General features: G+C 61.3%; 1 protein-coding gene and 1 pseudogene. Both read left to right on the top strand.

The genetic code is table 11. From position 1 onward, the window contains the following. Positions 1–151: 151 nt before the first annotated feature. Positions 152–1,612 (top strand): amino acid permease, encoded by a 1,461-nt coding sequence (locus AHiyo1_RS14900; RefSeq protein WP_445286224.1) that lies wholly within the window; start codon positions 152–154, stop codon positions 1,610–1,612. A 463-nt stretch (positions 1,613–2,075) separates the two neighbouring features. Beyond that, positions 2,076–2,264 (top strand): annotated as a pseudogene (locus AHiyo1_RS26920) (benzoate/H(+) symporter BenE family transporter); the annotation flags it as partial.

Here is a 2,264-nt window from a genome sequence, read left to right on the forward strand (position 1 = left end):
CCCCCCACTACGCCCCGCCTACCTGTGTCGCCCACCCGAAGGATCAGCAGAATTGATCAATACCACTCAGCAAAAATCACTTTATCCAATGTGATTCAGCTCGCATACTTTTCTTCAGGCCTAATTCGTCCACGCCCACACGCAGGAGCACATGGTGAATCAACAAACTCTCGTCCGCTCGATCATGAGGAAGAAGCCCATTGACGACATCGAGGAGGAAAGCAAGCACAGCGGGCTCTTCAAAAGCCTGGGCCTCTGGCAACTGACGGCCATCGGCGTCGGCGGCATCATCGGCGTCGGGATCTTCTCCTTGGCCGGGCTCGTGGCGCACGGAAGCGCGGATACCCCGGGTGTCGGCCCGGCCGTGCTGATCTCGTTCCTGGTTGCGGGCCTTGCCTCTGCGGCCGCGGCACTCTCCTACGCCGAATTCGCGGGCATGATCCCCCGCGCCGGATCCGCCTACACCTATGGCTACGTCGCCCTTGGCGAGGTCATCGGATGGTTCATCGGCTGGGACCTGCTGCTGGAGTACATCGCAATCGTTGCCGTCGTCGCGATCGGCATCTCCGGCTACTTTGACGCATTCCTCGCCGGAATAGGCATCCACATGCCCACCTGGATGACCTCCACCGTGGACGAGGGGAAGGGCGGGGTCATCAATCTTCCGGCCATCCTGGTCTGTCTGCTGGTCACCTGGATCCTGAGCCGCGGAACCAAGGCGTTTGGCCGCTTCGAACTCGTGGCGGTGGCCATCAAAGTGGTGCTCATTCTGTTCATCATCGGTCTGGGCATCTTCTACATCAACACCAACAACTACAACCCGTTCATGCCCAGCGGCTTCGGGCCGGTCCTGGCCGGCTCCGCAACGGTCTTCTTCGCAGTGTTCGGCTATGACGCCATGAGTACGGCCGCGGAGGAAGCCAAGGACGGCAAGAAGCACATGCCCAAGGCAATCGTCCTCTCGCTTGTCATCGCCATGCTCCTCTACGTAGCGGCCACCCTGGTACTTACCGGCATGCAGAACTACAAGGACATCAACCCCACCGCCGGTTTCGCCTCCGCCTTCACCGGAGTCGGCTTGCCCGTCATCGCCACCATCATCTCCGTATTCGCGGTCCTGTCCATCCTGACCGTGATGCTGACCTTCCTGCTCGGCGTCACCCGTGTCTGGTTCTCCATGAGCCGTGACGGCCTGCTCCCGGGCTGGTTTGCGGGGACCGACAGGCACGGCACCCCGCAGCGCGTCACGTGGATCGCAGGCATCGCCTCGGCGCTGCTCGCCGGCGTCTTCCCCATCAAGGCCGTCGCCGACCTGACCAATATCGGCATCCTCGCGGCGTTTGTGGTGGTGTGCTTGTCAGTCATCATCTTCCGCTACAAGAAGCCCAATGCGCCCCGTACCTTCCGGCTGCCGTTCATGCCGGTGGTTCCGGCCTTCGGAATGCTCGCATCCGGCTTCCTCATGCTCCAGCTCCATTGGGAAACCTGGCTGCGTTTTGTGGTGTGGCTGGTCATCGGACTGGTCATCTACTTCAGCTACGGTCGCAAGCACTCCTTGATGAATCCGGACAGCCCCCGCCACCAGGAGCTTTCTCCCGAGAAGCAGCTGTGACCTTTTCCAAGGATCGTTTGACATTCCAGTCAAATTTTCCCTTGGCACCTCCAAGGTCTCGGGTTAGGATCGAGAACGGAGGAGCGAACTGGCTCCGTGATTGAAGGGAGGTGCCCGTGGGATTACTTGACGATCTGAAGGGCAAAGTTCAGGACCTCGTTGGTGGCAGTGAAGAAGCCATCAAGGACGGGATCGAATAGACCGCCGATTTTATCGACGACTAGATGCGGTTCAGAGAGCCGCTTCCGAGTTCGTGGACAACCTCGACGGTGACGCTGAAAGGGCTACGGCCTGGACAGCTCCCTCCGCCAATGAGGCTCCGTAGCCGGTTCTGCCGGCCAGAGCTCCCGATTACAGTTACGTCAACGGGGCACCGGTCCCGCCGCGAGGCGCCGCCGGTGCCCTTGGCGTTTAACTGTTGCCGCCTCGGCACGCGCACCAAGCTCCGGTAACGTGATGGACTATGCCAGCGTCATCACTCCACACCGGACAGCCACGTCCAGCTTCCGCCTCCCGGCAGCTCTCCCGCCCGCTTGTTGCTGGAATCGTGACCGCCCTGGTCGGTTTTACTTCTTCCTTCGCAGTAGTGCTCGCAGGCCTCCGGGCGGTGGGGGCCACCCAGGAACAAGCCGCCAGCGGGCTCCTGGCCCTC

This window comes from Arthrobacter sp. Hiyo1 (assembly GCF_001263615.2).
Taxonomy (GTDB): Bacteria; Actinomycetota; Actinomycetes; order Actinomycetales; family Micrococcaceae; genus Arthrobacter.

Bases quoted from the DNA above. Each gene is read 5' to 3' on its own strand.
- AHiyo1_RS14900 (WP_445286224.1), top strand. From the start codon at position 152: ATGGTGAATCAACAAACTCTCGTCCGCTCGATCATGAGGAAGAAGCCC.